Origin of the sequence: Salegentibacter maritimus (genome assembly GCF_016236915.1) — a bacterium.
GTDB lineage: Bacteria > Bacteroidota > Bacteroidia > Flavobacteriales > Flavobacteriaceae > Salegentibacter > Salegentibacter maritimus.
Genome location: NZ_JAEHOK010000062.1, coordinates 1 through 373, shown reverse-complemented (window position 1 = coordinate 373; position 373 = coordinate 1). Strand labels below are relative to the sequence as shown.

Below are 373 nucleotides of genomic sequence, written 5' to 3'. Positions count from 1 at the left end.
CGGTTTGTATTACCGGTTCAGCCTCGTTTCCATTATCATCTGTCACGATCCATGTAATATTGGTGGTTCCCACGGGGTATTCTGCATCTAATGGCAGATTATCATCCCTTGTTCCGTTTACATTTCCAACCGTACAGTTATCAGTAGCCGTCGGAGGTACAATTTCTATCATTGCTCCACAGGTATCTGCATCTGCAGTAGTATTGATAGCTTCCACAGCCGCGATTACCGGTGCCTGGTCGTCAGTTACCGTTATGGTTTGTATTACCGGTAGAGCTTCGTTTCCATTATCATCTGTCACGGTCCATGTAATATTGGTGGTTCCCACGGGATATTCTGCATCTAATGGCTGGTTATCATCCCTTGTTCCGTT

The 373-nt window shown here is 45.6% G+C and carries 1 protein-coding gene; it reads right to left on the bottom strand.

The window, feature by feature from the left end; all coding sequences use genetic code 11:
* On the bottom strand, window positions 1-373 hold a 373-nt coding region (locus tag I6U49_RS16835), incomplete at both ends, for an HYR domain-containing protein (protein WP_198629698.1).